Raw genomic sequence first — 25159 nt, 5'->3', positions numbered from 1 at the left:
TAAAGCCGGGTAGGTTTCGAACCTAATATCTAGCATTCTTTCCTGCTAAATTTTGCAACTACTTTACCACTAAATTAGTGCTGAATTAACCAGAAGTTATCAATTCTCAAGCTGATAATTAACCATACACTTGTTTGCTATACATATGTATTAATAAGTGATTTTCAGCTTTTGAAAACCCTGTGATAACGGCGTCGCAGGCTTAGGGGAAGCCTGTTTACTCAATGCGCTTAATGTCATTATAATGCGCGCAAATATAATAATGCACCGCCCTACAGGACTTAACATGAGCCAACCATTTGTTGCAGTATTAATGGGGTCAGATTCAGATCTGCCTACAATGCAAGCCACCCTCGATGTGCTTAACACTTTCGGAATTAAGTTTGAAGCAAAAGTGACTTCGGCTCACCGAACGCCTGCAGCTACGCATAGCTACGTAACTGATGCAGAAGCGCGTGGTTGTAAAGTCTTTATTTGTGCAGCAGGTCTTGCTGCGCACCTAGCTGGTGCGGTCGCGGGTATTACGACTCGCCCTGTTATCGGTGTACCAATTGATTGCGGCCCACTACAAGGACACGATGCACTTTTATCGACAGTGATGATGCCTGGCGGCGTACCTGTAGCAACGGTGGCTATCGGTAGCGCAGGCGCTAAAAATGCAGGTTATCTTGCCGCGCAAATGTTAGCCGTTGGCGATGATGCCCTTGCTGTGGCCGTTAAAGAAGAGCGTGCTAAGTCTGCTGAAGCTGTTGCAGCTAAAGATGCCGCTCTACAAGCCAAGCTCGCTTAAGTTAATCAGTCTATTCTGAATACGTCTGTTAGCAATGAAATGCCGCTAAGATAGTTTTTCTGTGCGGCACTTTTATGGGTTACGTTCTTCACGCCACTTAGTCATATTGCTGTTAATTCTTGTCTCAGATTGCTGTTCTTCACTATTATGGCTAATGCTAGCCACCTCATAAGTTATTGCTTGAGCTAAGCACTTGCAATATAGGTTTAACTGGACAAAGCTTAGCGGTCGAAAATGTCCAAATTTTTTAGCTAAGGAAGATACTGTGGAGCAACCTTTGCCCTCATCCCAAGCCTCTCTAGAGCTCGATGCCGATCACGTTTTGATGCTGCAATATGCAGCAGGCAGTAGCCATGCGTTTGAGCTACTTTATCGTAAGCACAAAGGGCCACTATATCGGTATTTTGTTCGACAGATCCACGACCCGCAATTGGCTGAAGATCTCTACCAAGAAACCTGGAGTCGAGTGATTAAAGCTGCCAGCCTCTATGAAGCCAGCGCAAAATTCACTACCTGGTTATATCGCATTGCTCATAATTTGATTGTTGATCATGTCAGGGCCGTTAAACCGGTAAGTAATTTCAGTGATGTTTTTGAGCCAGAGCAAGATGCTGAGACTCAACTGAGTAATGATACCCTTAATCCTGAAGGGCTAATGTTGGATAATCAAAAAGCAAACTTGCTTAAAGGCTGCGTGGCGAACTTACCACAAGTGCAAAAAGAGGCATTTTTGCTAAATGTAGAGATGGGCTTTACGGCGGCAATCATTGCCGATATCGCAGGCGCGACGCTAGAGGCGACTAAAAGTCGCATTCGTTACGCTTATAAAGGGCTTAAGGATTGTGTCGACTTAAAATGGCAAGGAGTTAATCATGACTGATAAAGAGCATGAAGCAAACGAAGTTGAAATTAAGTCACTTTATCAAAAAATGACTCAGGAGCAGCCATCAAGTGAACTTGATGAACAGATCCTTAATCTGGCGCGTAGCCGAATAAAGAAGCCTTTACAGAGTCAGTCTTTTTGGCGTAAATATCGCTGGCCATTATCTTCAGCAGCCTCGGTATTGGTCGTGGTGACATTGTTTGTCATAAATCCAGCAATGAAAAAGGGGGATGTATTAGAGCAGGGGCAGCCGGTCATGATGTCATCTCCGCCTAAGCCACAGATGATGCGTTCGATGGATAATCCTAGCCAATTGGCGGAGCAACCTGATGACAAAGCTGCTTGGGTCAAACAGGGCAAAGAGTTTATGGCCGCAGACGCTGTCTTAATCGCACAACTTGATAATATTGAGCAGTTGATCAGAGCTAAAGAGATAGCCAAGGCTCAGCGTTTACTGACGCTGTTAGCTGAACAACAACCGCAGTTGCTACAGGCGACGCACTCGCTTAACGCAAGGTACCTTAAGTTACAAAAAGCTGTTATGTCTGGCCATTAACTAGCGCTCAGAACTCTCGTTTTTTAACGCTAGAACGATAAAGCCCGCTTTTAAGCGGGCTTTATTTTGTCTCTATATTGCTAGAGGATAGAGAGCACTTTAACCTAGCACAGATGGGTTTAAAGTGATTTGAACCCGTCCCAGATCCCAAGAGAGGTCTCCTCTAGAAGATCGATACCCAGCATAGATTTTAACAAGTAGAGTAGTAGCAAGCCAAGTGCGACCGAGGTTAAACATTAACGGTGCTTGTTTAAGCGTAGCCGTTACTGATTAAGTAAAATTGAGCAAGTTTGGCTCAATTTTACTTAAGGGCTGAGAAACACATTTGCTAATACTTATTCAGTAGTATTTTGCTGATGCTTTGTAAATTTTTTGCTACCTTGTGGCCTTAAATTTATTTGTTTAATAACAATAACAACAGGATTGCTAGCTCAGATGAAACTTCGTCACTCTCTTGCATGCTGCATGCTTGCCTTAGGCACATTTAATGTATTCCCCTCTTTTGCCTCACAGTCCATGGTCAAACCTGGTTATTTTCGTGCGCCAGCATTAAACCTACAAACCTTGGTCTTTACGGCCGAAGGCGATCTTTGGACTCAGTCATTAGGTGACTCTCAAGCGACGCGTCTAACGAGTTTACCTGCACAAGAATTGGGGGCTACAATCTCCCCCGATGGAAAATCAGTAGCGTACGTGGCTAATTATGAAGGCTCATCTGAAGTTTACGTTATTCCTATTACGGGTGGGCAAGCTAAGCGTGTCAGCTTTGAAAGTAGTCGAGTTCGCGTTCAAGGCTGGACCGCTGACGGTAAGGTGCTTTACTCAACCGACAATGCATTTGGCCCAGCGAATTATTGGGTACTTCGAACCGTTGATCCAAAGACCCTGTTAACGACTGATTTACCGCTTGCCGATGCCATAGAAGGGGCGATTGATGATAAAGGTGAATATGTCTATTTCACCCGCTTTGGTCTGCAAACTACAGGTGATAATGCCAAGGTATATCGCGGTGGAGCTAAAGGTGAACTGTGGAAATTCAAGCTAGGCAGCACACAAGAAGCTACGCCATTGACTCAGGGTCATCAAGGCTCTGTCAGGCAACCTATGTTGTGGCAATCTCGCTTGTATTTTATTAGTGACAGCGACGGCAATGATAACATCTGGTCTATGTCTACCGCGGGGAATGATCTTAAGCAGCACACTCATTACACAGACTGGCAAGTACGTGCTGCAAGATTAAATCAAGGCCGCATAGTGTTTCAACAAGGCGCCGATATTAAATTGTTTGATATCGCTTCAGCCAAAGAGCAAATCCTTGATATTAATCTTATCTCTGACTTTGCACAAAAGCGTGAGCATTGGGTCAAGGAGCCGATGAAATACGCAACAGCCACAACTTTTTCACCTAAAGGGGATAAGGTGGCTATTACCGCGAGAAGCAATGTGGCTATTGCGGGTACAGATGGGCAACGTCTGATTGAAATAGCATTGCCAGGTCACAGCCGAGTTAGTCATGCTGTAATGAGCCAAGATGGTCATTGGGTTTACGCGATTAGTGATGCATCGGGAGAGCAAGAACTATGGCGATATGCCGCCGATGGCAGTGACAACGCTAAGCAACTCACTAAAGACGGTAAAACCTTAAGGCTTAACCTGCACTTATCTCCGGATGGACGTTACCTTGCCCACGATGATTACGACGGTAATGTTTGGTTGTTCGATGTGAAAAAAGGCAGTAACAAGAAAATAATCACTCAAGGTGAGGGGTTAGGGGCATACGCCGATATTGTTTGGTCTGGCGATAGCCGTTTTATTGCGTTAACGAAAGCTGAGATGGGCAAGGCGCGTCCTCAAATAGTGTTGTACTCGCTAAAAGAGCATCGTGCTGAGTCGTTAACGAGTGATAAGTATGAGTCTTTTTCACCAAGCTTTAGTGTTGATGGTGACTGGCTATATTTCCTATCAAATAGAAAGTTTGTTTCTACTCCTAGCTCACCTTGGGGCGACAGAAACCTAGGCCCTATGTTCAATAAGCGCACGCAGGTGTTTGCAATTGCATTGAATGAGGACGCGCGATTTGCATTTCAAAAGCCTAATGAGCTGATGTCTGAACCGGCAAAGCCAGATGATGAGGTAGAGACTCAAGTCGATTGGGAGGGCTTATCGAGTCGATTATGGCAAGTTCCGGTTGCTGCGGGTAACTACGATTCTTTGCAGATGGCAAAAGATAAGTTTTACCTACTCGATAGCACTATGAGTGGCAAGTCGACACTCAAGCTCGTCAAGTTCGATCCGCTCAGTCCAAAAGTTGACACTTTTTCTGCAGATGTAGGCGAGTTCAAGCTGTCTCAAGATGGCGAGAAGCTCTTTATTCGTAAGCAATCTAAGCAAGGCAGTGAGATGTTAATTGTCGATGCTGGAGATAAGCTTCCTAAAGAGCTTAAGCATACCAAGGTACAAACAGATTTATGGCAACTTGCCATTGAGCCAGCAGCAGAATGGCAACAGATGTTTGAAGATGCATGGTTAATGCACCGTGACTCATTTTATGACAAGAGCATGCGCGGCTTAGACTGGCAAGCCACTAAGGCGAAATATCAGCCATTGGTAGAGCGACTAACCGATCGCCATGAGCTCAATGATCTCTTTATGCAGATGATGGGCGAGCTTGACTCTCTTCATTCTCAAGTGCGTGGTGGCGACTTTGCCAAAGATCTCGATAAAGCTAAATCGGCCAGCTTAGGCGCGCGACTCGAGCAGACTAAAACTGGCGTTGTTATCGAGCATATATATCAGGGCGATCCTGAATTGCCGGAACAAGCCGCTCCACTTAAACAGATGGGCGTTAATGCTAAAGTCGGTGATGTGATAGTCGCTATCAATGCTAAGAAGCTAAGCAATATAGCCGATGTCACTAAGCTTTTACGTAACCAAAGTGGCAAACAGGTACTACTGACGCTAAAGCGTGGCGGTAAAACACACCAAACAATTATTAAACCTATCAGTCCATCTAAAAATGCCAAGCTGAGATACTTAGACTGGGTGCACCATAATAGTGAACAAGTGTCTAATAACAGTGACGGCAAGATAGGTTACTTGCATTTATACGCCATGGGCAGCGGTGATATAGCCAGCTTTGCAAGAGAGTTTTATGCCAACGTTGATAAAGACGGCTTGATCATCGATGTGCGTCGAAACCGCGGTGGTAATATTGATAGTTGGATCATCGAAAAATTACTGCGCCGGACTTGGGCATTTTGGGCTCCGACTCATGGTACGCCATCTGGAAATATGCAGCAGACCTTTAAAGGGCAACTTGTTGTATTAACTGACCAGCTGACTTACTCAGATGGTGAAACCTTCTCTGCTGGAGTTAAAGCACTGGGTATTGCGCCATTAATAGGTAAGCAAACTGCAGGGGCTGGAGTGTGGTTGTCTGGGCGTAACTCGCTCACTGACCGAGGTATGGCACGTGTTGCCGAGTACCCACAATATGCAATGGATGGAAGTTGGATTATTGAAGGCCGTGGTGTCAGCCCCGACATCGAGGTGAATAACTTACCTTACGCGACATTTAACGGTACAGATGCGCAATTAAACAAGGCGGTAAGCTATTTGAAAGAGGCTCTTGATAAGCAACCGGTTACCGAGTTCAACCCTAAGCCAATGCCCAAAAAAGGCATGGCTGAAGATGTAAATAAAGCATTTTAATGTACGCTAGTGCTTGTTTCTATCAAGCATGGCAACAGTGAAGTTTAGGGCGTTATTGGCGAAGCAGTTCCCAGGTCAATAACGCCTATTTTTATGGTAAAAATACACAATAGGATACACAATCCCGCATGAGTCTCCTGGTCCGACATATATCGCTACCGACATTCTAGAAGTGTCCAATTCTGCTCGTGTTTTTAATTAAACCTTAAGTAAATTGCTGATAAATTAATTTGATAAAACGGTTGAATGTTGTCTGTTCAAGACACTAAACTGATTAAAAAGTAGCTCAGGCGATTTGAGTGTTAATAGGCTTTAATACTGAGTACCTGTCTGACGGCGGTTAGTGCAGGATTATCGGTGACCAAAGGGATGAGTATGACGGAAGATAAGGGTGTGAGTGCTAACGAGGATGCAGCGAGTAACGAGCAGAATAAAGAGGTCGAGCAAACCGAAAACAAGAAGAACACTAAAATTCGCAAAGCGACTAATATCATCTTAATAGTTGTCAGTTGTTTATTTGTATTTCACCTTGTCGCCGACAGGTTTATTCCATCAACCGATCTAGGTCGAATTCGTGGTTATGTGGTGCCCATCAGTCCTCAAGTCTCGGGTGAAATAATTGATATTTTAGTCGAGCCTAACACGTTAATAAAAGAGGGAGATGTACTGGCGAAAATTAATCCCCAGGACTATGAAATTGCACTAGATCAAGCAGAGCAATCCCTAAAGAAAGCGGGTCAAAATGTTGGTGCACAGACAGCCAATGTAGCCGCTGCTCAAGCGAAAGTGACGAATGCCCAAGCCAATTTAACCAATGCCCAAGTTCAGTCAAAGCGTATTTTTGCCATGGTTGATAAAGCGGTGATGTCCCAAGCCGATGCAGATAATGCCCGTGCTGAGCTGACAAAGGCTGAAGCGGGTGTTGCGAGTGCCAAAGCTGATCTGGCTAAAGCCAAGGAGCGTTTAGGTGCAGAAGGGGAGAATAACACCAATGTTAAATCAGCCTTGTTAAGCCTAGAGACTGCCCAAATCAATTTGGCTCGAACATCGATTGTTGCGCCCACTGATGGTGTGGCGTCAAACTTTAGATTAAAAGAGGGCGTTTATGCCAGTGCCGGTCAACCAGTGATGACCTTTATTTCATCTGAAGGCGTATGGATTGAGGCCTACTTTAGGGAAAACAGCTTAGGTAATATGAAGGCGGGAGATGATGTCGAGTTTGCTCTTGATTATGCGCCAGGAGAAGTCTTTAAAGCCAAAGTCGGCAGTATCGATTACGGAGTCGATTGGGGCCAGAGTGAGCAGACGGGCAAACTGGCACAGGTATCAGGCCAAACTGGCTGGCTACGCCAATCTCAGCGCTTTCCGGTGACGATTGTACTACCTGTAGATGAAGCCGTAGGGTTAAGACGTGTTGGTGGTCAAGCCGATGTGATCGTCTATACCAGCGACAACAGTATTATTAACCTGTTTGGTAAATTTTGGATCCGTGTGGTGAGTTGGTTCTCTTATGTCAGATAAAGATCTCTCTACTCGTGATTTAGCTGAGGCAGGTGCCAACCCTAGGTCTGGAGTGACAGCGGAGGCTATCTATACTCGGCGTGTACTGCGCTTTACTCTTGGCATTGGTCTCGCGGTAGCGGTGTCTGCTATTTGGGCTTGGCCACTCGCCTTTATTGTACCGGTATTTGTCGCCAAGTTTTTAGTCGACAGGCAAGAACCCACAATACAGACGGTTTATGAGCTACTCATTTCTATGCTCTGTACCATAGGCTTAGCTTGGTTGGTGAGTTTTGGCCCAACTCAATATCCCATTGTGTTGCTACCACTGCTGGCGATGATGATGTTATGGGGCTATTACCTCTTTAGCGATCCTAAATGGAATTTCTTCGCCACTATTTTTATTGTCGCGACCTTACTGCTGCCTTACCTGAGCCTACTTCAGCCTGGCGCTGCGATCATCGTTGGCGTGGGCTTGAGTTTTTCAGGTGTCGTGGCGGTGGCAATATTTGCACTACTGCATGCTTTATTGCCCGATCTTTCTCCTAAAAAAGAGCAGCTAGCGAGCGCACAGCAGAGCCATGATGAACGCACTCATGAAGCATTTCGGGCGTTAATTATCGCTTTCCCTGTGATCTGTTTTTTCTATTTTTTAGAAATTTCGGGTGCGTTGTTGACCATGATTTTTATTGCCATCTTGTCATTGCAAGCAGCGGGAGCGAAAAGTATTAAGGTGAGTTTATTCTTACTGGTAACCAATGGCATTGGTGGGGCTTTAGCAGTCGTATTTTATAACTTACTGACTATCGTGCCTGAACTGCAATTTTATATCGGTATGTCGATGTTAGCGGCTTTGTTCTTTGGGCAAAAAATTTATGCCGACCCCGCAAAAGCGCCTCTTTATGCAGGGATCTTATCGGCGTTGCTGGTGGTCGTTGGCTCTACGGCGTCTTCTACAGACAAAGATGTTGCGGTGAATTTTTATCTTAGGATTTTGCAACTATTTCTAGTGGGGGTTTACATGATTTTTGCCTCTTTCTTTTTGGAATCCCGAGATTGGACGTTTTTAAAGAAGCGTAATAGCCTTTAGCTTTTTACTCGTTAAGCCCAGCGGTTTATCTAAGCTGGTTACATTAGTTTATACCTAAGGGTTTATCTTAATCGTTACAAAAGGGATCGATTGCTTAAGGAGATAGGTCGCGAGATAGGAACATCAAATGAGCAGAATTGGAATGACAATTGGCCATAGGCTTGATCAAGCCGCCATTAAGCTTGATTGTGATATATAACTGAATCAACAACTTGTTTCCTGTGCTATATGTTAAAAGGCGCTGAAATAAATAATGGATTTAACTAAGCCTTGTTTAATTAATCTTCAATTTTTATCGATAAGGATGAAACTATGTTTCGAACCAATATACTAAAGCTCGCAGCTGTCACTTTTCCTGTATTACTCGTCGGTTGTGCTACGGGTGATACCCCTGAAGCGAAAAAAATGCATGCCAGAGAGGAGACTCAGTCAGCGCTACAGGAGATTTATAATGAACATCCAGCGGCTAAGACTGCTGTGGCTAACTCTGTCGGCTATGTCGTTTGTACTGGTAGTAATAGCTACCTGTTTGCTTTGTCTACAGGTGGTGGGATCTGTGTTTTACATGAGGGCAGCAAGCTTTCTTACTATCGCTTTGCAACAGGTGGTGTTGGAGCCGGTATTGGCTGGAAACAAGTGGCTTTTGTACAAGCCTTTACTCAGCGTGATGCGCTCACTCGTTTTAAAGAGTCTGGTTACGAAGGACAGGCGCAAGCTGAGGCAAGTGCCGAATATGAAGGCAGTGGCGAACAAGCATCGGCTAACCAATCAGTTGATGTGTCAGGTGTTAAGACCTATCAAGTTAACTTAATGGGCGCAGCCGCTCAAGCCACAGTGCAGGGCTATAAGTATTGGGAAACCGACTTTACCGATGACTTTGTTGAGAATGACGGCTAACGCTTATTTGTGTTTGACGAATGAAAAAAGCTAGGTGATGACCTCGCTTTTTTCATTCAGCCTAAACTCGACAATCTCGCGGCTGTCAGGCCTTGTTCTGTTAGTATTTTATTTCAAAGAGCGTCTCAGGATTAAGGCTATTGGCAATGAAGCAATTGCTGTGAGACTTGTCATGGATCTTCGCTATCACGTTAGCGGTCACTTCTTCTGCAAACTCTATTTTTGGTTGTAACACAATCTTATTGATAAACAGCTTACCCGCTGCATTTTTGCCTAGCTCTGCGTATGCATCATCTTGATAAGAGGTGATAGGTAAACGCTTGAGATGGGCAATGGTTAAAAATGTCAGCATGTGGCAGGACGAGAGTGCTGCGAGTAGGCTTTCCTCTGGATTAATTTTGTCGGTACTGCCGTTGTACTCAGGTGCCGAAGATGCATTTACTTGCTGGCCACTGCCAAAGGTAATGCAGTGATCACGGTTAAAACTCTGGGGATCATCAATAGGTTCCTCTGCGGCAATCCAGTTGAGGTTAATTCTAAAGCTCATATGGCTAACTCTTTAATTAGATGTACGTGACAGCGACTAGGTTTAATCGATTAGGCTTAACTTTTCCAGTCAATATTGTATTGCTTAAAAAAAACTAAAGTTCAGCATACTCTTGGTAGGGGGAGATTCGTTTGATTTTAATCAAGGGTAAGTGATTAGCTTTAGCTGATAAGTTTAATCATCATTGGTTAATCTTGGAGTGCAGAGTCTGAAAAAGTTAGGATGAGGTTTTAGCGAATTATACATCCATGTTGAGATTTTTAGTCTGTTGTTGATATCAGATATTGTATAAGCGCCAAATGAATACATATGGCTCATACATTGCGCTTTTATTGATACGGTCGATTAAGATAATTCATTAAGGCTTTTAGTCGTATCAACATATGTTTGCATGCTTGTGACTTGCTGTTGCTGGGCTTTTACGTTTACCGTTGCAGCACGAGCGTCATCATTATTCGATAGATAATATGCAGCCGCGGGAGATACTCCATTGTTATTTCCTGTTGCTATATTAGCCATGTCTGAATAGAACTGATACTGCATTTTGGCTTTCTTATATTCTACATATACCTCAACTTTTTCTCCCTCATTTGGCAATGTGGATGGAGCTGGTCGCGTTTGTGCATCACCAGAGTTAGGGCTTTTGATTGCAAGCTCAAGCGCTTGTGGGCTAAGGGTTACAGTATCGAGTGGTAGGCTTTTCGGCGTTACATTGAGACTCTTTGCACTTGCGTGCAGCAGGTTTTCGCTCGTGGGTGTGGCTGTGCGTGATTGCGCTAAATTTGATGGTGCTAAGTGTGATTGATGCTGATTTATTTGAGTCTGTTCGGCACTCAATGGTGACGGTGTAGAGTGAGCAACAAGCATAGAACCTCAGTCATAAATATATTTATATGGCTGTATTCTAAAACCATTTTACTGTACATAAGCTGAACCATCATTGAAACGATGAGCTCAGCAGATATTCAATAAGTCTGATATTAAAATAATATTTTACTAAACGGTATAAAGAATTTTGTACCTCATGATTGCGAAACTCGCCTCTTTATACTGATTAGTATAAGACTAGAATAGTGCTAAATAGTGTGCTTAGTGCCATGGAATAAGGCAGAAACTTAGCGCGATAACTTAGCATTAAGATGACTAACATCCCGGCGAATGACAATAAACCGAAGAATAGGATGCTGCCATAAGCAGCGCCTTGGGCTGTTATACACCCCCAGTAAATACTCGCGATACCTACCCAGCCGCCAATATAGAGTAACTTAGCTTGTTGAGGACTTGGCGCATTGCCAAATGTATCTCGGTAGTGAGAAAACATAGCCAGCGCAAATAGTCCAAATGCAAGATAACTAAATCCTAAAAGACTTAAGATCACGGCTTATATTCCTTATTTAGTCGCTGATGAGACTGAGGTTATAACCTCATGGTTTACAGTGCGTGTAGCTGCTCTACTAGGTATGACACCTTGCTTGCTAACTAGTTTCGTTCGAACAAAAAATAGTGCCGTACCGATAAGTACAGACAATAAATCAAAGCCGACCAATGACCATTGGTGTAGGCTTATGTTATCCAGCATGTTGCTGCTCGAAGTGAAGGCATTAAGAAGTGGAATAGCCATTAATGCGGTTGCTGAGAGCGTGATGACTGCGCGCCAGGCAGTTAAAATGCGATTAAAACAAGCTAAAAGCGCGACAGCCGCAAGCGCAATAAAAAAGATATTGATTTCCCACTGAGCTCGGTTTACAAGCTCAACTGGCAGCAATCTGTTGGCATAGAAAAAGCTGGCTGTAGCCAGAGGGAGCCCTGCGATAAAGGTTAGGTTTAATCCTTCAACTAAACGCAAACCAAGACTGGCTTTTATGCCTTGCTTTAGCGGCTTTTGTTGTTTTTGACGAATTTTCACAGCCCAGAGTATTGCGCCTGTGGTAATCATGGCGCAGCCTAAAATGCCACAGATGAAAAATAGTGCACGTAGTAGAGGTTCGGCAAACCGTCCCGTATGCAGGGCGATTAATGTGTCGTGAGTATTTTGTACTGCAGAATTTGGCTCAATAGCAGCATTGAGTAGCTCACCGTTGATACCGTTAAAAATAATCGCAGCCCTTCTATCTGTGACGGCCTGGCCAGTATTTCGATAAAAATTAATTTTACTATTTTGGTCACTTGGATTATTGACTACGACTTGCTTGATAGGATCGTGAGCCCAAAGAGTGTTAACTTCTGGTAGTAATGCGCTAATAGAGACGGTTTGCGCTGCAATCCCTAGCGGTTGCATTTGCACTCGGCTAGGGCGCAACTCTTTGCTAAATGACTTAGCGTCGCCATCATAGGCTGTCATCATTCCCCAGGGCATATACATCACCATCAAGGTGACTAATCCGGTGTAAGTGATCATTAAGTGAAAGGGAAGCGCTAACACCGAGCTGACGTTATGGGCATCGAGCCATGAACGGCTGCTCTTGTTGCGACGGAAACTGAAGAAGTCCTTAAAAATACGCTTGTGGATCACTATACCGCTAATGAGGGCAATCAGCATAAACATGGTGCAGAATCCGACTATCCAGCGGGCTATCTTGGCTGGCATATAGTGTAAGTCGAAATGCAAACGGTAGAAGAAATGGCCACCTTTAGATTCTCGGATATCGGTAATTAAGTTATCACCTTCAATTGGCACGATATGTTCAATAAATTTACCGCGTCGTTGCCCCTCTTCTGGTTGTGTTTGCCAGGCGTAACTCATATAAGGTTTGCGGTCGGTGGGAAAATTGACCCGCCAATCACGGGCATTTTTTGCGTGCTCAGTTAAGTAGTTCTGAGCCCGCGTTAGCTCATTAGCAACTAGGTTACTGTCATATTGCTGGATAACATTCTTATGCAGCTCAGGTTTGCTCCATAGTGTGATTTCATAACGGTAATAACTTAATGTGCCAGCAAAAAAGACCAACAGTAATACCCAACAAACCAGTAAGCCAACCCAAGTGTGTAGCCAAGTCATACTGCGAAAAAATGAGTCTTTCATTGTTTAACCTATAACCAAAATAAACAGGTAAAAAATTCCGCTAAGGAGGACTAGATCGCTAAAGGCACGCCAGTGAGTTTGCACGCTAAAAGCCCAGAGCCCAGCAAAGGCATAGACGATAAATGACAACATCATCGCGGTTAGCGTATTTTCAAGAGGTGACAGAGGCAGTACTAATGCTAGCCAGGCCGATACCGTTGCGGCTAATAGGTAACCTGCAAATATGGCTGAGAATGCGCGTAACCCAATATTGAATTTATTTGGCACAACGGTTTGAAGTAATTTTGCTTTTATTGGTTTCACTTCGATGCACACCTAAAAACGTCAGTTTAAAAATACCAAGAGATCTATGTTAGGCATTGTACATAAATTGCAGTGAATGAGAACTGTTTTCATTCGTATCTAATGTTATGATACTGAAGTTGCGAGTCATGTCTCAAATAAACTGGGGCGGAGAAGGCATTAGGTGATTGAACTGGGTAAGGTGGGTGAGTTTATAACCGCCAATTGCTGTTATTTTGTGCGTAAGTGCTTGATGTGGGATCTTGATCCGAATAAATTTTACTTTATTCGGGTAAAGCGTGATAAAAATCAAGCCAAGGCAGCTTTTTTTGTCTAAATTAGTAGAGGAACAATTAGATTTAGCTGGCTGTTTGCTAATTATCTAACTCCTTAAAGGAAAGTCATCTTAGCTTATGCTTTAACCATAACTAAATGACCGTTTGATAAAAATCATTAATATAACAAAATTTGTTTTTACCTGATAAACACTGGGCTGTAGCGAATAAATTGATAATTTATACAAAATTTTATATAAATTATTTTTAATAAAAGCTTGTAATTTAAAGCGTTAACCCCAAGTGTATTAGGTGAAGTCATTGTAAAAAGGAAAACCTATGAAAATAAATCTTTCTGGTCACCACGTTGATGTAACAGATGTTGTAAGACAGTATGTCCAAGAGAAGTTTTCGAAGATAGAGAGTCATTTTCCAACCCTGATCGCACTCGATATTATTGTTACTAAAGAGCACGGCGAATTCCAGGTTGAAATTAGAACCAATTATGAGGGAAGCAGTATTTCAGCTTCTGGTAATGATCCCGTTATGTATCCAGCAATTACCAGCGCAGCTAAAAAACTCGATGCGGCACTAAAGCATCGAAAAGGACAACTAAAGGCTGATCTACATTCTAAGCCTGTTGTGACTACACCTGAGATTGCACATGAAAAAGTTCAAGAGATGAACTTAGTCTAATCTCTAAATGTATTTTTTGTCAGCAGATTTGTCTGCAGACATAAGATATAAGCCCTCGTTACCTAACGGTTGTGAGGGCTTTTTTATGGCGCAAGCACCCATGAACAGGTGCTTTATCGCTCTATTTTTTTCAACTGTTCTGAACTATTTAGCGCTTTTAATCGTTTTCCGCTTTTGAAAACTCAGTATGGTTTTCTTTTGGCGGAGGCGTCCAACTGCGTTCCACTTTCGAGAAGCTGCGATAACGTTCATCCTTCATTGCAGCGCTCAGCGTTTCTTCAAGCTGGATAAACATATCCCGGTAGTGGACGATGTATTTATCGTCTTCAGTCACCTGCTTCCAAGCTTCGTAAAGGGTGTCCTTATGAGTGGTTTCCGTCTCATAAAAGGTGGCTCGTTGTTGCTCTGCTTTAAATGGATGTACACCTAATCTTATTAGCGCATGCTTGCCTAAATTAAGCGCCGAATGAAAGGTCTCACTGACCATAAAGTCTGCCCCAGCTTTGCGAAGGCGGTAAAGGTGTCTGCGGTCAAAGGCGCGCGCCATCACAATTACGTGAGGATAGGTATGTTTTATATATTCGACTAAAGCTACTGCGCGTTCAGGGTTATCGATAGCGACAACTAACATCTTGGCCTGTTCAATGCCTGCGGTATGGAGTAGATCGGGCTGTGTTGCATCGCCGTAATAGCTCTTGGTATTAATTTTCCTTAAGTTTTCGACCTGTTGGACCTCATGGTCAAGCACCACTGTTTTAACACCGTTTGTCACTAATAAGCGGTTAACAATTTGTCCAAAACGGCCCACACCGGCAATAATCACAGTGCCTTTCTCATCGATATCATCGGGTTCACGAGTATTTTCTGATTTTTCATAGCGAGGCAGTATGACTTTATCAAATAAGATAAATAACCCCGGGGTGAGGAACATGGATATCGCGACAACCAGCGATAACAGTTGTGCTAACTCATTTGGAATGACATGGTTTTGCACGGTATAGCTAAGTAGCACAAAGCCAAATTCACCAGCTTGAGCCAAGCTTAAGGCAAACAACCAGCGGTCACAGCCTCTAATTTTAAAAACTAAGGCCAGTACTAATAAAACCAAAGCTTTAATTAATATCACGCCAGCGGTCATCGCCATGACAGGACCGAAATGGCTGATGAGCACATCAAAGTTTATCCCTGCACCAACGGTGATAAAAAACAACCCAAGGAGTAAGCCTTTAAAAGGTTCGATATTGGACTCTAGTTCGTGTCTGAACTCACTGTTTGCCAGTACGACTCCGGCAAGAAAGGTTCCTAAAGCAGGAGACAGCCCCACTAGGCTCATTAGCGCAGCAATGCCTATCACCAACATCAAGGCGGTGGCGGTGAAAATCTCTCTAAGGCCTGAGCTTGCCACATAACGAAACAGTGGGCGACTTAAGTAGTGGCCGCTAACGACAACGCTAGCAATTGCCATCATGACAACGATACCGTAAGCCCAGCCAGGTAATCCGGCAACTAATGATAGTTCTTCATGGTGCTCTGCGGCGCTTTGGGTAACAGATTGCGCCTTTTCGACTAATTCAGGCAAGGCTAGCAGCGGAATAAATGCCAGCATGGGGATCACGGCTATATCTTGAAATAAAAGCACTGAAAAGGCATTTTTGCCGCCTTCAGTCTTGGTTAGGTTTTTCTCATTAAAGGTCTGTAACACGATGGCGGTCGAAGACAGTGAAAAAATCATCCCCACCGTTAGGGCGATACTCCAGCCATAATCAAAGCTAAGAGCGATTGCCATCACTACAAGGGTAGATAAGCCAACCTGCAGCCCACCTAATCCAATTAGCTTGTTACGCATGTCCCACAGCATTCTAGGTTCAAGTTCTAAACCAACAAGAAAGAGCATCATAACCACGCCAAACTCGGCAAAATGTTGCAGCGTATTGGTCTCTGTACCGACCAGGCCGATGATTGGACCAATCACGACGCCCGCCATTAAATAGCCAAGTACAGAGCCTAAACCTAATCGCTTTGCGATGGGGACGGCGATAACCGCTGCGCATAAATAGATAAAAGCTTGAATAAAATAAGCTGTCATTAGTGCTCCTGGATCAATTGGTCTAGATGGCCATTTAATTTGTCGAGTGATTGGGCTAGCTCGATATCGAATCTATCTTCACTGAGGGCCGTTAGAATTCGGATCCATTTTTCAACGTGAATATGAACTCGATTTTCCTCAAAGGCCGTTCGGGCACAGAAGAGTGCAAATGGTGCTAAGAAATTCATGCCTGTTAAGTTAGCCATCTGTTCTAGCGGGCTTAATAGTTCTTTTAAGGTAAAGTGGTTGTAACCATCGCTTTGGTAAGCTGATTCACTTCCCCCAGCGCTAAGGGCACACAGAAAGGTTTTACCATATAAAGCTTTTCCTTTTGCGCCGTAGGCAAAGTTGTACTCTAAAACCAGATCTTGCCACTCTTTTAAAATGGCTGGGGTGGAGTACCAGTAAAGCGGAAACATAAAGACCACTATGTCGTGGTCTCTGAGTCTTTGCTGTTCTTTGTCGATATTGATCCTAAAGGTGGGGTATTCACCATAGAGATCCACGGCCGTCACATTTGGCTGTAATTGGGTCGCTTTAAAAAGAGGGGTATTAATTTCCGAACGCTCTTGGGAAGGGTGTGCATACAGTACGAGGACTTTTTTTGCCGCGAGTGCCATTTTTTATCCAGTCGATTTACTTAAACAGATTGCTATTTAATCTAGCATAGGCAGCAAGATGCACTAAGTAATTTTAAGTATTTAGCAGGAAATCTCGTAAGCCCATCAGCGTGTATGACGGCTTAACATTGATTGGAATGAGTGAGCTTGTTTGACCGTATATTTTATTGTTGAGCTCGACGGTAAAAAGCGGCTTGCCGTATTGGCTATGTCGATAAAAATAGTCAGTAATATGGCTAAGTGTAGAGTAAAGTTAGCGCCGTTTTGTGCGTAGTCTACTCATAAAGATATAGAATCAAAACAGTGAGATAGCGGTATGAGTCACAGAAATTATAATCAAAGAGAATAGTGATTGTTTTCACAAATGGACAAGGATAGACTGAATTTAAGGTGTATTTAAAATGCCGGTTAATGTATTAAGGTATAGCTATGCTAAATATTGATGATCCCACCGCAACAGAAAAAATCCCGGCTATTTTTCGTTTAGGCTTCCGACCTTTCTTCTTAGGTGGTGCAACCGTTGCTATGTTGTTTGTGCCTTTGTGGTTAGTGACTTGGTTCTACCCCCAATATAGTTTATTTCAGACTGATTTTTGGGTGAAAGTGGTGCCTCTATGGTGGCATCCCCATGAAATGCTCTTTGGCTTTGCTTTGGCAATCGTGTGCGGTTTCTTGCTGACTTCGGTGCAAACATGGACCAATCAGCCCGGTATGAAGGGCTGGGCTTTAGCGGTTACATTCGGCTGTTGGTTACTGGCACGCTTAACCTTGTTGCTACCCATATCGATCCCACTGTGGCTGCCAGCGTTACTGGACTCTTTATTTTTACTATTTACCGCAGTTAAGCTTTGGCGCTGTATTTATAAGGTGAAGCAGTGGCATAACATTGGTTTCCCAATCATGTTACTGGCAGCAATGTGCATAAACTTGCTGAGTTATTACGCATTAAGTCAGAGAGACTTTTCGCTAAGCCATCAAATTTGGCAAGCTATGCTTTGGTGGCTAGGTTTGCTAATTACAATTGTAGGTGGTCGAGTTATTCCATTTTTCACTGCCATTCGCATTAAGCAAACTAAACCAAATCCTATTGCAATGATTGACAATAGTTTGATTGTTATCATGGTGCTTTTAGTTGTACAGGCTATTAGCCAAGTGCTGCCTAAAGAGCTAGAACAAGTTCTGCTATTTATTGCTGCGGCGCTGCACTTAGTGCGTTGGCTACGTTGGTACCCTCATAAGACCCTAAAAGAGCCAATGTTATGGTCATTGCATAGCGCGTATCTGTTTTTACCCGTGACGTTGTTTTTGTTAGCGTGGAACATTAATGACGCCAACGCTTATCGCCATTTACTGCATCTATTTGCAATTGGTACGTTAGCTGGAATATGTTTGTCGATGATTTCAAGGGTGTCACTGGGGCATACCAGCCGCAATATTTATCAAGGTCCGAATATGACGATTGCATTCGCTTGTATACCTATTGCCGCCATATTGCGTTCAATCATGCCGATAGTTGCACCAGCAGAGTACCAACTATGGTTGTGGTTAGCGGGTGGTTTCTGGTCGCTTGCATTTGCGATGTTTGTGGTGAACTATGCCGCAATATTGTCTAAACCACGCATCGACGGTAGACCAGGTTAGTGTTAATTGTTAACTAGAAACTGGCTTACAGAAGCAGGCTAAAGTAAACAGACGAATAAGAAAATAGATAAGGTTGATAGAAAACGCAATGATAGTAAATTATCTGATAAAAATGCTTGGGTCGATATCGTTAGCTTTGCTATTGCCAGCCATGAGTGTGCAGGCAGCGGATAATGCTAATGCTCAAACGACTGCAGCTAAGGAGCAACAGCTAAGAGATAAAGCATTACGTGCTAAGTTTCCGGTTCAGTATGAAAGCTGGCAAGAAACCTCGGAGCAAACAGAGCGTGAGGATATGCTGGCAAGCTACCCCGCTGCGATTATTTTATGGGCAGGCTCTTCCTTTGCCAAAGAATATAACAGCCCTCGGGGACATCACTTTGCCGTTGCGGATGTAACCCATACGCTACGCACAGGCATACCTCCTGAACCCGGTTCAAAGGGATTATCAGCTAGTTGCTGGACTTGTAAAACTCCAGATGCCCCAAGACTGATGAAAGAGTTAGGTGTTGAAGGTTTCTCTGCAAAAAACTTTACCGACGTAGGCACTGAAGTTAACAGTGTGGTGTATTGCACCGATTGTCACGTGGACGGTAAGGCTGAGCTCGCTATGCCACGTCCACATGCTCAGGATGCGATGGCCAAGGTGCACCTGCCTTTTGATAAGCAAGATATCAATATGCAAGGCGCGCAGGTATGTGGCCAATGCCATGTGACTTATTATTTCCAGCCTGAGCGCAGTGATAAAGTCAATATTCCATGGATCTTTGGTAACAATGTTGATGATATCGAGAAGTACTATGACACCCGTCGATTCTATGAGTGGATCCATCCTATCTCAAAAACCCCCATCTTAAAGGCGCGTCACCCTGAATTTGAACATTGGAGTCGCAGTGAACATGCAGAGGCCGGAGTGACTTGCATCACCTGCCATATGCCAGAAGAAAAGGACGATAAGGGCAATACTTTTACCAGTCATAAGGTGAGTAAAGCGCTGGACCATTTTGATTCTGTTTGCCAAAACTGCCATAAGAGTGAAAAGACCATTATTAAGTCCCTTGAGAACAGCAAGGCGACAATTAATGCCAAGGCGCGAGAAGTTGAAGGGCTATTGGTAAAAGCGCATTACGAGGCGGCAGCGGCCTGGGAAGCGGGGGCAACATGGCCGTTAATGAATGATGCCATTATGGCTATTCGTCATTCTCAGTGGCGCTGGGATTTTGCTATGGCGTCGCATGGTTTGTATGCACACAATCCTCAAGAAGGTAATGAACTACTCGATATGTCTATTAAACAGGTTAAGTATGCTCGTGAATCATTAGCTGAAATTCTAAAGAAGTTTGCCGTGACTAAGGTTGATTATCCAGACATTAGTAGTAAAGAAACGGCTCAAGCTGCTGTAGGGATTGAGCTTGATAAACTGACGGGAAAAAAGCAGCAATTTATCAAACAGGAAGTCGATAACAACTGGTCGGAAGTGACTCGATACGGCTACTAGATATTGCCACCTCTGGTTTTGAAGGCTCAAATAAAAAGCCACCCTATAGACTTTTAATAAAAAATCAGTTCAAGGTGGCTTGTTTGTATTGAGACCGGCTTAGTTAGCGATCTTTAAATCAGCTCTATCGCTAATGAGGTTCATATCAAAGTCAAACTCATCGACTCGGATCGCTCGCTCACGTTTTAGATTGTAATCTTGCAGCAGTTTGTGCTCATCGCTGCTAATTACCTTGGCCTCAAGAGCGGCATCAAGAGTTAACGAGAATTTGACTCCAGCCTTAAAAGTACGTGCTCTTAGGGCTTTCTTAACCTTAGCAAGCAGTGGTAGACATTCCATTTTCGCCAGATAAGCTTGCTCATTGATATCGTTACCATCACCGGCAATCGGTTTAATCAGGTGAGTAAGATTTTTCTTAAACTCTGTATTAAGTTGAGCTTGCTCTGCTAACTCGCGCACTAAATTGTCATTGATTTTAGGCATCTTCGCCGAATAAGTTACGGTGATTAAACGCATGAACTTACGGGTCGCTGATGACGGGAAGTTATCTAAGAAATCCAACAAGGCTTTCTCTGCCTGACAAAGTGACCAGCGGGTAGCGTAATGGAAATAGGGAGCAGCTTCTTGTCGCTCTGCAGCGGTTAGCTTCTTTTCGTAATATCGAATAGACGCCATTGCTGCGTATAGGTAGCTCATCACATCACCTAGACGCGCTGATAGCATCTCAGCTTGTTTCAGTTTACCGCCGAGCACTAAGAGTGAGAAGTCAGCGTAAACAGCAAGCTTAGAGGCAAGTTTATGGACTGATTGCTCATAAGGTTTGACTTCTGTAAGGCTTGAGCCCGCAGCAGCAGTGAAAGGCAGTAGACCTAGTTTAAACGCACGTAAGCTGTTAGCGACACTGTAACCAACCGTTTTACGTAAAATGCTGTTAAATTCTTTGTCTGCACCTTTGTCGTTAGAGTGAATTGATTCCACCATCGTTTGTAGGTACGGGTGACAACGCATCACACCTTGACCGAAAATCATTAGGTTACGAGTCAGGATGTTGGCACCTTCAACGGTAATAGCAATAGGCTGCGCGACATAGCCAGAGGCTAAGGTATTTTGCGGGCCACACTGAATAGCTTTACCTGCCTGAATGTCCATGGCTGAATCGAGTACATCTCTGCCTAGCTCTGTCATGTGATACTTGGCGATGGCGGTAACCACCGATGGCTTTAAGCCTAAGCCTAGCCCTTCAGTTGTGAGAACGCGCATCGCTTCTTGCAGGTAAGTTTTACCGGCAATATCGGCGAGCTTTTCTTGAATACCTTCAAATTTACCAATCGACAAACCAAACTGCTCACGTACCGCTGCGTACTCTGCCGATGATTTAAATGAGGCCTGGCTTACCGATACACCTAGAGCTGGTAATGAAATACCGCGTCCAGCGCCTAAACAAGCAACCAACATTGCCCAGCCGCGGCCGATGTTCTTTTGGCCACCAATGATGAAGTCCATCGGGATAAAGACATTTTCGCCACGAGTCGTACCGTTATAGAAACGAATGCCCATAGGATCATGACGATTACCGAGTTGTACACCAGGATGCGACTTAGGAATAAGCGCACAGGTGATGCCAAGGTTTTCTTTGCCACCGAGCAAACCGTTAGGATCTTCCACTTTAAAGGCTAAACCTAAAACACTGGCGATAGGGGCAAGGGTGATATAACGCTTGTCCCAAGTCACGCTTAAACCGAGTACTTGTTCACCTTGGTATTCACCCATGGTCACGGTACCAATATCTGGAATGCCGCCAGCATCTGAACCCGCCTCTGGGCTGGTTAGTGCAAAACAGGGGATCTCTTGACCGTTGGCTAAACGCGGTAACCAGTAATCTTGCTGCTCTGATGTACCGTAATGCATCAGTAGCTCACCTGGGCCGAGTGAGTTTGGTACCATTACGGTTACAGCTACGGCAGAACTTTTAGCTGCGATAGTCGCCACAATCGTCGAGTTGGCATACGGGCTGAACTCAAGACCGCCAAATGACTTTGGAATAATAAGCGAGAAAAACTTATTTTCTTTTAGGAAGTTAAGAATGTTGTCTGGTAGATGCTTACTGCGTTGGATCTCAAAATCATCCACCATCGCTAGCAAGGTAGCGACAGGACCATCTAAAAAGGCTTGTTCGTCGTTAGACAGGGTGGCAACAGGAATGTCACGTAGGGCTGCAAAATCAGGTACCCCTTGATAAATCGAACCTTCTAACCATACATCACCGGCATCGAGTGCCTCTTGTTCTGTGGTAGAAATACTTGGCAATACTTTTTTTAGTTTAGTTCTAATGCTCATATTCAATGCTCGTCCGACCAGAAGTTATGCTTCACATTACGTCACAAAAAGAGCGCCAGATCAAATTTTCAAACGATAAATTTAAACGCTTGTTTATATTTGGGCTGGTATTGTGTTTGATTTTGAATATTTACAATACAAATTTCATAAGCTTACGCCTGTACGCTTAAATGAAATTATTTTTTACCGATTTGATTTTATTGGCGAAAAAAAAACGAAAAGCGGCTACAGAATACAATTTGATTGTGTGAGGGGAGTAAATTATTCAGTGTATCGTCTACATCGAATTTGCACGGCTTATGAGATAGAAGTGAAATTGAAGATGAAAAGTCATGGCCAATGCGATTAGGCCTTATTTCGACGTGGACAACTCGATACTTTTAAATGATAACTCGAATGAACCCGCTTGTTTGTCGGCAAGTAAAAAACCGACTTGCTTGATATCGCCAAAGCTAAGTTTTGGGGCATTGACCACACGTCCTCTATACACTGATTCAAAATCATCAGCTTTAAACTCAATGGTAAGCCATTTGTTTTTTTCTGTTTTAAAGGCGCTTGAGTAGGCAAAAGAGTCCCACTGTTTATCTGTTCTTAGGCGTAATTGGTAGCGTCTACCATCACCTTTGACGTTAAGGCGAATAAGGTCAAGTCCTTCAGGTATGGTGACCGATATTTCAGCTCTGGTTGAGGCAAAGCCACCATTTCGCTCTAAAGATAACTGGCCGCTGAAGGTGGCTATATCGGATATAATTTCAATCTGGCTGTTTGAAATCCCGCCCATAACGGTATCGTTAATCAATGTCCAATTAGGGGTTTGCAATTCATTTATCACGGATAAATAACACGGCATCTGTTGATTTGTCATTAAAGCTTGCTCCTTAGCAAGGGCCTGGTTGGTTGTGGTGAGGCTTAACAGGCTGACACTAAGTAAAATTGTTCTTATTGCAGCACTATATCCAGAGCTAACATGGGGGGGAAAGCTGCAGTGTTTTATTGGTCTTGCTGGTGGCATAGTGTGTCGCCTAATTGTAAACCTTGATAGCTTATACGTTATAACGGGCTGGTTGGTTTATAAGTTTTGATTAATTCAATTTATTGGGATTAATTTGACGTATTCCGTCGCCGAACTTGTACTCGACGCTTACTTTAACTTTTACTCAGACTCATATTGGATTGGCGTGAGAAGGGGAGCTTTTTTAAATGAACAAAGCAGCGATAGGGGGAATCCATCGCTGCAATAATGGTTTAAACAATGGTTTAAGCAATGGTTTAAACAATGTTTATTATGCTAATTGATGGTTAACACCTGAGTGTTTGAGTCTTGCGTATATTGCCACGGTAAATACTGTGGATCTTGCCCCTCGTAAAACCAAATAACCGCAATAAGTTGGCTTTCATGGTTAGCGACTTTGACCTCTTTGCTGAGCTTGCCTTGGTTTAGCGGCCCTCTAAACAAGCAGGAGTCAAAATTTACAGCGTAACTATCCCCTAAGATCTGATAGTCATCGCAAAGTGAGAAGTAACCTCTTTGTGTGTTGTCTTTATCGACATTTATCGTCAACATATATGCAGACTCTAGCTTGTTATCTGCATCTACTACAAGATCGTCCAGTGAAGTCGGATCTGGAGCCGGCTCCTCTGTGGTGGTGTTTGTGGTATCTGTCGTTGTCGTTGTAGATGCGGTCGTTTCTACGGGGGTGGGTGTAGCAGGAGAGCCTTCATCACCGCCTCCACCACATGCTGTAATCAACAAGGCAATACATGCCAGTAAGCTATTAGGTAGATTGAAAAAACGCTTTATTTGATTATTCATGGCATAGCCCTTAGTTATTTAAAGATGAGTGAGTCATTGGCATTTTCGTACCAAGTCGGGTTGGTGTTACCTGTGCTATCTGCTGCAAAATCAACAAATTCACTATAGGCATTATCTAAACGCTCTTTTTCTTTAGGGTGCTTCCACGTTACTGGGATCTCAATTGCCCACGCCATGCCGTTTTCGTCTTGGAAATACTGTGACGCACTTGGGTTAGATGCATCGTCTCGGGCTCCAAAGTAGTTAGTTGAGAACTTATCAGTAGGGGCTTGGTTCTTCAGGTGGATCTCTAATTGTCGGCCTGGATTTGCTCCTACTACATTTTTCGCGGCCAGACCATGATCGGTATTTGGTGTCGCAAATATAAAGGGATCATACGGAAAGGCCGGTACCAGACTTTCATCAACCGGGGTATCGAAGGGAATATCCAGTGACCAGGTGGTTCTAAAGGCGGATTCACAACCTGTTTCTGTTCTCAGGTATTCACAGCCTTGTTCTAAGGTAACGTAGTCCGATAGGTCTTGAGTAAATACAAATACAGCATTGGTTTGCCCCGTTTCTAATGGCGACACTGTTTGTGCAATGTTATCAATCGACCAACTAATGAAAGACTCTTTAATTTTCCCTCGACTGACACCAGGTAAATGAACCGCAAAGCCATTGTGATATGCAGCGCCCATAGCGGCTAACTGTGCTTCGAAACCAATACGTCTAACCTTATTATTTTTGACATACTCAATGATCCGTAATTGTACGACCACATCGTTCATATCAAAGTCACCCTGGTCTGGGTAAAGATCCTCATAGGCAAGGGTGGTATAGGTAGACGAAGAGGGGTAGTAATACCAATCTAAGTAAAAATATGATCTAATTGCATTCATCGTATTCTCTTCATTTGTGGTTATGGATAACTTT

General features: G+C 43.7%; 21 protein-coding genes. 10 read left to right on the top strand and 11 right to left on the bottom strand.

Annotated elements, in window-relative coordinates:
- Positions 1-286: 286 nt before the first annotated feature.
- The 7 genes from purE (at position 287) to ACVBIO_RS16885 (ending at position 9427) form a co-directional block, all read left to right on the top strand.
- The gene (purE, locus tag ACVBIO_RS16915; RefSeq protein ID WP_447161116.1) at positions 287-790 is read left to right on the top strand and encodes a 5-(carboxyamino)imidazole ribonucleotide mutase; all 504 of its coding nucleotides are present in this window, start codon (positions 287-289) and stop codon (positions 788-790) included.
- Between the two features lie 325 nt (positions 791-1115).
- Positions 1116-1670, top strand: coding sequence for a sigma-70 family RNA polymerase sigma factor (locus ACVBIO_RS16910; protein ID WP_447173059.1), 555 nt, complete (start codon positions 1116-1118; stop codon positions 1668-1670).
- On the top strand, positions 1663-2229 hold the full coding sequence (locus ACVBIO_RS16905; RefSeq protein ID WP_447161117.1) for a hypothetical protein: 567 nt from the start codon (positions 1663-1665) through the stop codon (positions 2227-2229). Before ACVBIO_RS16910 ends, ACVBIO_RS16905 begins: the two co-directional genes overlap by 8 nt.
- A gap of 435 nt (positions 2230-2664) precedes the next feature.
- Complete coding sequence (locus ACVBIO_RS16900) at positions 2665-5940, top strand: S41 family peptidase (RefSeq protein ID WP_447173054.1); 3276 nt, start codon at positions 2665-2667, stop codon at positions 5938-5940.
- Between the two features lie 375 nt (positions 5941-6315).
- A complete protein-coding gene (locus ACVBIO_RS16895) occupies positions 6316-7461 on the top strand; it encodes an HlyD family secretion protein (protein WP_447161120.1) in 1146 nt (381 codons plus the stop codon).
- Positions 7451-8530, top strand: a complete 1080-nt coding sequence (locus tag ACVBIO_RS16890) for a DUF2955 domain-containing protein (protein ID WP_447161121.1) — start codon at positions 7451-7453, stop codon at positions 8528-8530. The genes ACVBIO_RS16895 and ACVBIO_RS16890 overlap by 11 nt, the downstream gene beginning before the upstream one ends.
- Before the next feature lie 312 nt (positions 8531-8842).
- Positions 8843-9427 carry a lipid-binding SYLF domain-containing protein gene (locus tag ACVBIO_RS16885; RefSeq protein WP_447161122.1) on the top strand — a complete coding sequence of 195 codons (585 nt, stop codon included), beginning with the start codon at positions 8843-8845 and terminating at the stop codon, positions 9425-9427.
- Positions 9428-9527: 100 nt separating this feature from the next.
- Here the strand turns inward: ACVBIO_RS16885 and ACVBIO_RS16880 are convergent, their stop codons facing one another.
- The 5 genes from ACVBIO_RS16880 to ACVBIO_RS16860 all read right to left on the bottom strand — a co-directional run bounded on the left by ACVBIO_RS16880 (position 9528) and on the right by ACVBIO_RS16860 (position 13299).
- Complete coding sequence (locus tag ACVBIO_RS16880) at positions 9528-9974, bottom strand: OsmC family protein (RefSeq protein WP_447173053.1); 447 nt, start codon at positions 9972-9974, stop codon at positions 9528-9530.
- 345 nt (positions 9975-10319) lie between these two features.
- Positions 10320-10841, bottom strand: coding sequence for a hypothetical protein (locus ACVBIO_RS16875; protein ID WP_447173052.1), 522 nt, complete (start codon positions 10839-10841; stop codon positions 10320-10322).
- A 187-nt stretch (positions 10842-11028) separates the two neighbouring features.
- A complete protein-coding gene (locus tag ACVBIO_RS16870; protein WP_447173051.1) occupies positions 11029-11352 on the bottom strand; it encodes a DUF3325 domain-containing protein in 324 nt (107 codons plus the stop codon).
- A gap of 12 nt (positions 11353-11364) precedes the next feature.
- Complete coding sequence (locus tag ACVBIO_RS16865; protein WP_447173050.1) at positions 11365-12996, bottom strand: PepSY-associated TM helix domain-containing protein; 1632 nt, start codon at positions 12994-12996, stop codon at positions 11365-11367.
- A 3-nt stretch (positions 12997-12999) separates the two neighbouring features.
- The gene (locus ACVBIO_RS16860) at positions 13000-13299 is read right to left on the bottom strand and encodes a hypothetical protein (RefSeq protein ID WP_447161127.1); all 300 of its coding nucleotides are present in this window, start codon (positions 13297-13299) and stop codon (positions 13000-13002) included.
- 593 nt (positions 13300-13892) lie between these two features.
- On the opposite strand from ACVBIO_RS16860, the gene hpf reads away from it, so the two are divergent.
- Positions 13893-14249 carry a ribosome hibernation-promoting factor, HPF/YfiA family gene (hpf, locus tag ACVBIO_RS16855; RefSeq protein WP_447161128.1) on the top strand — a complete coding sequence of 119 codons (357 nt, stop codon included), beginning with the start codon at positions 13893-13895 and terminating at the stop codon, positions 14247-14249.
- Between the two features lie 157 nt (positions 14250-14406).
- Here hpf and ACVBIO_RS16850 read toward each other — a convergent pair whose 3' ends face one another.
- Together ACVBIO_RS16850 and ACVBIO_RS16845 are read right to left on the bottom strand one after the other, a co-directional pair.
- Entirely contained in the window at positions 14407-16335 is a 1929-nt protein-coding gene (locus tag ACVBIO_RS16850) for a monovalent cation:proton antiporter-2 (CPA2) family protein (protein WP_447173049.1), read from the bottom strand.
- Positions 16335-16955 carry an NAD(P)H-dependent oxidoreductase gene (locus ACVBIO_RS16845; protein WP_447161130.1) on the bottom strand — a complete coding sequence of 207 codons (621 nt, stop codon included), beginning with the start codon at positions 16953-16955 and terminating at the stop codon, positions 16335-16337. Before ACVBIO_RS16845 ends, ACVBIO_RS16850 begins: the two co-directional genes overlap by 1 nt.
- Positions 16956-17384: 429 nt before the next feature.
- On the opposite strand from ACVBIO_RS16845, the gene ACVBIO_RS16840 reads away from it, so the two are divergent.
- Both ACVBIO_RS16840 and ACVBIO_RS16835 read left to right on the top strand, forming a co-directional pair.
- A complete protein-coding gene (locus ACVBIO_RS16840) occupies positions 17385-18596 on the top strand; it encodes an NnrS family protein (protein WP_447161131.1) in 1212 nt (403 codons plus the stop codon).
- A gap of 88 nt (positions 18597-18684) precedes the next feature.
- The gene (locus tag ACVBIO_RS16835; protein WP_447168890.1) at positions 18685-20094 is read left to right on the top strand and encodes an ammonia-forming cytochrome c nitrite reductase subunit c552; all 1410 of its coding nucleotides are present in this window, start codon (positions 18685-18687) and stop codon (positions 20092-20094) included.
- 99 nt (positions 20095-20193) lie between these two features.
- On the opposite strand, the gene ACVBIO_RS16830 is transcribed toward ACVBIO_RS16835, so the two are convergent.
- The 4 genes from ACVBIO_RS16830 to ACVBIO_RS16815 all read right to left on the bottom strand — a co-directional run.
- The gene (locus ACVBIO_RS16830) at positions 20194-22431 is read right to left on the bottom strand and encodes an acyl-CoA dehydrogenase (RefSeq protein ID WP_447173048.1); all 2238 of its coding nucleotides are present in this window, start codon (positions 22429-22431) and stop codon (positions 20194-20196) included.
- A 352-nt stretch (positions 22432-22783) separates the two neighbouring features.
- On the bottom strand, positions 22784-23296 hold the full coding sequence (locus ACVBIO_RS16825) for a CIA30 family protein (RefSeq protein WP_447173047.1): 513 nt from the start codon (positions 23294-23296) through the stop codon (positions 22784-22786).
- 423 nt (positions 23297-23719) lie between these two features.
- Positions 23720-24244: a hypothetical protein gene (locus ACVBIO_RS16820; protein ID WP_447173046.1), complete on the bottom strand. Its 525-nt coding sequence runs from the start codon at positions 24242-24244 to the stop codon at positions 23720-23722.
- 14 nt (positions 24245-24258) lie between these two features.
- Positions 24259-25159: LruC domain-containing protein (locus ACVBIO_RS16815; protein WP_447173045.1), on the bottom strand; the 901-nt coding region annotated here is incomplete at its 5' end.

The organism is Shewanella sp. 0m-8, assembly GCF_052977265.1.
This window is presented reverse-complemented; position numbering and strand designations above follow the sequence as displayed.